The sequence below is a fragment of the Bradyrhizobium sp. 17 genome, from assembly GCF_023073515.1.
Classification (GTDB): domain Bacteria; phylum Pseudomonadota; class Alphaproteobacteria; order Rhizobiales; family Xanthobacteraceae; genus Bradyrhizobium; species Bradyrhizobium canariense_D.
The window spans coordinates 3,306-9,890 of record NZ_JADPJQ010000126.1 but is presented as its reverse complement, the minus strand read 5'-3'; the positions used below and the strand labels follow the sequence as shown (position 1 = coordinate 9,890).

7 protein-coding genes and 1 pseudogene are annotated in these 6,585 nt (G+C 61.4%); 2 read left to right on the top strand and 6 right to left on the bottom strand.

From position 1 onward, the window contains the following. Positions 1-299: transposase (locus tag IVB13_RS34250; protein ID WP_247491735.1), on the bottom strand; the 299-nt coding region annotated here is incomplete at its 3' end. A 153-nt stretch (positions 300-452) separates the two neighbouring features. Between IVB13_RS34250 and IVB13_RS40535 the strand changes: the two are divergent. Further along, positions 453-940 (top strand): annotated as a pseudogene (locus IVB13_RS40535) (IS3 family transposase); the annotation flags it as partial. On the opposite strand, the gene IVB13_RS34235 reads toward IVB13_RS40535, so the two are convergent. The 3 genes from IVB13_RS34235 to IVB13_RS34225 are packed head-to-tail and all read right to left on the bottom strand — an operon-like array spanning position 910 to position 3,132. Next, positions 910-2,751 (bottom strand): recombinase family protein, encoded by a 1,842-nt coding sequence (locus tag IVB13_RS34235; RefSeq protein WP_247491733.1) that lies wholly within the window; start codon positions 2,749-2,751, stop codon positions 910-912. The pseudogene IVB13_RS40535 and the gene IVB13_RS34235 overlap by 31 nt on opposite strands. Further along, a complete protein-coding gene (locus IVB13_RS34230; protein ID WP_247491727.1) occupies positions 2,745-2,972 on the bottom strand; it encodes a hypothetical protein in 228 nt (75 codons plus the stop codon). Before IVB13_RS34230 ends, IVB13_RS34235 begins: the two co-directional genes overlap by 7 nt. Then, positions 2,962-3,132: a hypothetical protein gene (locus IVB13_RS34225; protein ID WP_247349117.1), complete on the bottom strand. Its 171-nt coding sequence runs from the start codon at positions 3,130-3,132 to the stop codon at positions 2,962-2,964. Before IVB13_RS34225 ends, IVB13_RS34230 begins: the two co-directional genes overlap by 11 nt. A gap of 508 nt (positions 3,133-3,640) precedes the next feature. On the opposite strand from IVB13_RS34225, the gene IVB13_RS34220 reads away from it, so the two are divergent. Further along, entirely contained in the window at positions 3,641-3,895 is a 255-nt protein-coding gene (locus IVB13_RS34220) for a hypothetical protein (RefSeq protein WP_247491725.1), read from the top strand. Positions 3,896-4,071: 176 nt separating this feature from the next. Here the strand turns inward: IVB13_RS34220 and IVB13_RS34215 are convergent, their stop codons facing one another. Beyond that, on the bottom strand, positions 4,072-5,073 hold the full coding sequence (locus IVB13_RS34215) for an adenosine kinase (protein WP_247491759.1): 1,002 nt from the start codon (positions 5,071-5,073) through the stop codon (positions 4,072-4,074). Positions 5,074-5,273: 200 nt separating this feature from the next. After that, positions 5,274-6,585 (bottom strand): adenosylhomocysteinase (gene ahcY, locus IVB13_RS34210; protein ID WP_247491723.1); only part of this gene is annotated, 1,312 nt, incomplete at its 5' end.

The following is a 6,585-nucleotide window of genomic DNA, read 5'->3' as shown; positions in this document are numbered from 1 at the left end:
AGCACGACATCGCCGATCGCGATCTCAAGCTTGATCGCCGGAACCTGACGCTCCTCCAACGCACCTTCCATGACCAGCGGCGCGAATGTCGGCTGCGATGCCTCGCGCGGCGGCAACATGCCTCGCTGTCGAAACCGCCGCCGCCAATCGTAGATCTGCCAGCGCGTCGCTCCGTGCTTGCGCGCCACCTCGGACACCTGGGCACCGGGTAACAGACTCTCGGCGACGATCCGAGCTCTCTCGGCTTCCGAACGTACGCGGCGCCCCGATGGTCCTTCAAGAACCTCCAGCCGGCTCACCGACCCCCTCGTTGAGCCGTCCAAATGGACGTCCTTTTTGCTGTCCAATCCCATCCCAAACCTCCGTCCAAGCCGGAGGCTTCTTTCGCACGTTCATTCGAATTCTGAAGCAAGGGTATCGGCTTCGCGCTTACGATCACGACCGTGCCGTCGAACCTTCTTGACCGGCAGTTGGCTGAGCGGCCGAACCAGAAGTGGATCGCCGACTTTACTTACATCTGGACAGCCGAAGGCTGGCTCTACGTGTCGGCCGTGATCGACCTGTTCTCACGCCGGGTAGTGGGCTGGTCGATGAGCGCCGGCATGACGGCCCAATTGGTCGCCGACGCCCTGCTGATGGCTGTCTGGCGGCGCGGCAAGCCGAACGAGCTATTGCACCACTCCGATCAAGGCGGCCCAATACACCAGCGAGCAGTTCCAGCGGTTGATGGCCGACAGCGGCATCGTCTGCAGCATGAGCCGATCCGGCAATGTCTGGGACAACGCCTCTTCTCATGCTGAAGACCGAACGCACCGCCGGCGAAATCTATCGCACCAGGAACGAGGCCAGGGCGGATGTGTTCGACTACATCGAGCGGTTCTACAACCCTGCATCGGAACACCCATCGGTCTATGTTGTTGAAGAGAAGAGACTTTGCTGATTGGGATGTGATCCCGTGGGGTATCTTGGGTTCTGTCGTGCTCGTTCGGCGATAGATTGAGCAGCAGTTGTTATCAGCGAGGTGCGGGCGAAGATCCAAGGACCATCCGGCAGAGGATGGATGGATTCGATCTCGCCGGCTTCAGCGGCCAGCCGGAGCGTCTTGGGCGCGATCTTCAGGAGCTTTGCGGCGTTACCGAGGTTGAGCCAGGGTTCGATCTCGTCCTCGGCGGGCTTGAACACCGGGATGTGGTAGTTCGAGCGCATTGATGTGACGCGCTCGCGGGTCCAGCGATTGCCGTTGCCCGTCTTGAGGCCGTTGCGGTTGAGGAGGCCGGCAATCAGATCGTCGCCGGCAATCAGCACCAGCTGACGCACGGCTTGGATGATATCGGTAGAGGTGCTGTTGCGCTGCCCGCGCCGGCGTTTGGGCAAGCGCAACTCGCTGTGGGCGCCACCCACCCAGTGGACGATGAGAACGATCTCGGAGGCCGCGTCGTCGATATCGGCCACGACCTCGTGGATCAGGGTGCGCACGATGCGCTTCTTCAGCCGTGCATCGGTCGTAGGCGCCGCCCAGACAGTCTTCAGATCGGTGGCGAGCGACGCAAGCGTCGCTGGATCAGCGGTAGGCATCGGCCGTGCAGCGTCGTAGGTGGCAATCTTGCCTTCCACCTCCGCGCCATGGGCAAGCGCCCAGCGCGCTTCAAGCTCGCTCGCCACCAACCGGTTCGCGGGGTCAGCGGCATCGTATTGCGGGAAAGCCCTGTCGGCGGCATAGCGCGCCGCCTCGAGGTCGCGACTGAGCGCATCGCGCACCTGATCACGCCGTTCCCTGGCTCCCTTGGCGGCAGCGGTTGCCGCGGCGATAGCGCCCGGACCGACGACGCCGAGCAGTGCTTCCTCGATTGCATCATCGACGCGCAATCCTCCGAAGGCGATGCAGTGAGGGCCGCCATTGTCCATCCAAGCGCGGCTGCAGCTGTAGCGCGGCATATGGCGCTTCATGCCTGAGTACCGGAGTGTGAGCTTACGGCCGCAGCGCTTGCACCGGATCAGACCGGCCAGCAGCGCGTCTCCATGCTTGGGCGCGCCGTGATGCCGACCAGTGGGAACGTTGCTGCTGACCATCGCGCGGATCGCCTCGAACCTCTCCCAGCTCACATACCCGTCGTGGGTATTAGGCTTCAACGTCAACCATTCGTTCCGCGTCTTGCGGCGGATCTTCACGCTCATGCCCTCGGCGGTGTATCCCGCCGCCACAGCCGTCTTACCATAGGCATAGGCGCCGCCGTAGACCGGGTTCTCAATGATCCGGCGGATGGCGGAGTAACTCGGTCGCCGCCAGGCTGTGTCGCCGCTGGACTGTTTCACCGGCAGATCGAGATTGTACTCATGGAGCGAGCAGAGCGCCTGTCGCGCGCTGCCCAGTTCCTCGACCTTGTCGAACACCAGCTTGATCGCTTCCTGGACACGCCGATCCGGATCTTTCTCATAATGGTCGCCGGCCTTCACGAAGCCGACGGGCGCCGCCACAACCAACTCGCCCCGGCGCGCCTTCTCGTAGCGGGCCGAGAGCGAGCGCTGGCGCAACAGATCCAGCTCGTACTCGTTGACGCTGCCCTTGAGCCCGAGCAGCAGGCGGTCGTTACCGTGCCTCGGTGCATAGATCGTCTCCTGATCGACCAGGACGGTATCGACCACACGACACATCTCGATGAGTTGCTGCCAATCCCGGCTGTTGCGAGCGAACCGCGAGACCTCGCGGGCGCAAACCGCGCCAACCTTACCGAGGCAAACCTCCGCTACCATCCGCTCGAAACCGGCGCGTTGTACCCCGCCGGCGGCTGAACGACCGAGATCATATCGATCACTTCGATCTCAGACCAACCGAGCGCCGTCAGCCGGTCCCGCATGGCGTATTGCAACGCGCTGCTCTCGCGATTGTGCAACACCTGATGTGCCGAGGATTGACGCACGTAAAGAATCGCCTTGCGCTCCAGACGATGAGGCCTGACCTTGTTAGAGATCATGACCGACCTCCTTCGCGGGCGGCGTCGCTGTCATCGCAGCATGGTCGACGATCAACTGCGTCATCAGGCTCGTGAGGGCCGCCCGAGCTTCCGCCGGCAGCTCCAGCCATGCTGGTGCGCCGATGGCGCCGTTCGACAGGCCGCTCCCGAACAGATCCATCTGCTGCTGCGGCCGCGGTTGTCGATTGTGTCGGTATCCGCTCCCTGGCATCGCCGTCTGCCGTGACATGGGTCTCTCCCCGATTCTGGTCGTGAGAGGCTCTGGATGCGCCAGAAAGCAGGGCAGCTGATGGCGTTCGATCCTTCAACGCCAGATCGAGAAGCGCAGAAAGCGCTGCAAGTGCGGTTATGCTGACAAATGGCCGAGCTGCCAAAACCTCAGCCTCAGGGCATGCCGTCCGGTCGAACATCCAGGCTGGAACCTCCAGCCAACGATCTGTTTGCGATCCATCCAGCGAGCAGCGGAAAGCGACTTCATCAGCCTTGTCGACCGTGCCGTGAACGTAAACTTGGCGACCAAACCAAGGATGATATCGATAAAGAATCTCGCGAAGAACGGTCCTGTGGGCGTTCTCAAACCTTGTTGTATAATGCGATCCGACGTCATTCGACGATCGGATACCTCAGCCCTGTTGAGTTCGAGCGCAAGGTGGGATTAGCTTAACCCGGTGTCCATCAAACCGGCAGCAGCTCAGAGCGCTGTGGACGATCCGCTGGAGCGCCGTGTCTCAATCTTCGGGCGCGTTCATCTGCATGTCGAGGTGGAAGTCGTCGACTTCAAGGGCAGGATCGTGCCACCCGGCGAACGCGGCGAGCTTGCGCCCGCAGCTATTGCATCATTTAATTGGAACGAAAGCGAAAGACCCATCGAGGTCTCGGACAACGCCGCTGGGATGCACACCGGCAACCTCGCTAGCCATTGATGATGAGGGCTATTGCAAGATCATTGACCCGCAGGATGATCCGTTGAGGCAAAAAATCCTTACCTTCGAGAAATTGACGAATTTTTCTATTGCCAATCCAAGATCTAGGATGGGCAGATCTCCGGCGTCGTCGAAGATTCCTACAGCCCGAAAGCCGCACTCGCCGCTTCGCTCTCTTACCCCTGCAACCCGTTCTGCCGCGCCAATTCCTTCAGCGAGACCTGCGGCCGCGCACCGATGTGCTGAATCACCTCAGCCGCGGCGAGCGCGCCCAATCGTCCGGCGTTCTCATAACCCGCGCCACGGACGAGGCCGAACAGAAAGCCGGAAGCAAAGAGATCCCCGGCGCCTGTCGTGTCAACGATGTGCTTCACCGGGAAGGCCGGAATGGCGGTAACTCTTTCTGAGGAAGACACAAGGCAGCCCTTTTGGCCGCGGGTCACCACGCCGAGCTTGGCATCGGCGCGCAATTGCTTCATCGCCGCATCAAGATCTGAGGTTTGATACAGCGAATGCAGCTCGGCTTCGTTGGCAAACACCAGATCGACCGTGCCCTTGCGCATCAGCTCCAGAAATTCGTTGCGATAGCGGTCGACGCAGAACGCGTCGGACAGCGTGAGCGCAACCTGCCGGCCCGCGCCATGCGCGATTGTCGCGGCCTTCACAAAGGCCTCCTTCGCGCTTTGCGGATCCCAGAGATAGCCTTCGAGATAGACGATCTTCGCCGCCGCAATCTGCGCCGGATCAATATCCTCAGGTTTCAATTCCTGCGCGGCACCAAGATAGGTGTTCATGGTGCGTTCGCCGTCGCTCGTGACCAGGATGTAGGAGCAGCCGGTCGCCGGTCCGTCCGGCGCCGGCTTGGTCTCGAAGGTAACACCCGCAGCTCGTATGTCGTGGGTGTAAAGCCTGCCGATCTGGTCGACCTTAACCTTGCCGACATAAGCAGCACGCGCACCCAGGCTTGCGACGCCGACGATGGTGTTAGCAGCCGATCCGCCGCACATTTCAGTTCCCGGACCAATGTCGCTGTAGATGGCCGTCGCACGCACTTCGTCGATCAGGGCCATGCTGCCCTTTCCCATACCGTGGCGGTTCAAAAACGCCTCATCGGTCTTAACCAGCACGTCAAAAATTGCATTGCCGATCCCGAGAACGTCGTATTCTGCGTCAATCATTCTATAAATATCCTGCTTGCGGCAATTGTGGTCTACACAAACCGATCCGTCCGGTAACTCTAATTGAGAGCTCGGCATCGAACGCCGAGGGCGGATCCATACCTTGGCGCCGTTGCGAAGAGCATCCACCCACCAGGTCCGTCGAAAGGCTGCGCAGGTCAGGAGTGTGGATGAGTGCGTGCACGTGATCGTACGCGCCCTCAGTAGCGATAGTGATCCGACTTGTAGGGGCCTTCCGGTTTGACGCCGATATAGTCGGCCTGGTCCTTCCGCAGCTCGGTGAGTTTCACGCCGATCTTGGCGAGGTGCAGGCGCGCGACCTTCTCGTCGAGCGTCTTTGGCAGCACGTACACTCCCTTCTTGTACTTGTCGTCCTTGTTGTTGGCGAACAGCTCGATCTGCGCCAGCGTCTGGTTGGTGAAGGAGGCCGACATCACGAAGGATGGATGCCCCATCGCGTTGCCGAGGTTCACGAGGCGGCCTTCCGACAGCATGATGATGCGGTGCTTGTCGGGGAATTCGATCTCGTCGACCTGCGGCTTGATGTTGGTCCACTTCAGGTTACGCAGACCCGCGATCTGGATCTCGTTGTCGAAGTGACCGATGTTGCAGACGATGGCGCGATCCTTCATCGCGCGCATGTGCTCGATCGTGATGATGTCCTTGTTGCCGGTCGCGGTGATGAAGATGTCGGCGCGCGGCGCGGCGTCTTCCATGGTCACGACTTCATAGCCTTCCATCGCCGCCTGCAGCGCGCAGATCGGGTCGACTTCCGAGACCAGCACGCGGCAGCCGGCCTGGCGCAGCGAGGCGGCCGAACCCTTGCCGACGTCGCCGAAGCCCGCGACCATCGCGACCTTGCCGGACATCATGACGTCGGTGCCGCGGCGGATGCCGTCGACCAGCGATTCACGGCAGCCATAGAGGTTGTCGAACTTCGACTTGGTGACGCTGTCGTTGACGTTGATGGCCGGCCACAGCAGCGTGCCGGCCTTCTGCATGTCATAGAGACGATGCACGCCCGTGGTGGTCTCTTCGGAAACGCCCTTGATGCTCTTGGCGATTTCGGCGAAGTAGCCCTTCGGCTTCTCCTTGAGCTGCTTCTTCAAAAGCGCGAAGAAGACTTCCTCTTCTTCCGAACCCGGCTCGTCCAGGAACTTGGTGTCGCCGTTCTCGGCGCGCAAACCGAGATGGACGTACATGGTGGCGTCGCCGCCGTCGTCGAGGATCATGTTCGGGTGACCGCCGCCGTGCCAGTCGAACAGCCTGGCGGTGTAGTCCCAGTATTCGGTAAGGCTCTCGCCCTTGACCGCGAACACCGGAATGCCGGCGGCAGCGATCGCCGCCGCGGCGTGGTCCTGGGTCGAATAGATGTTGCAGGAGACCCAGCGGATATCTGCGCCGAGCGCGGCCAGCGTTTCGATCAGCACGCCGGTCTGGATCGTCATGTGCAGCGAGCCGGCGATACGCGCGCCCTTCAACGGTTGTTTGGGGCCGTATTCCTCGCGCGTC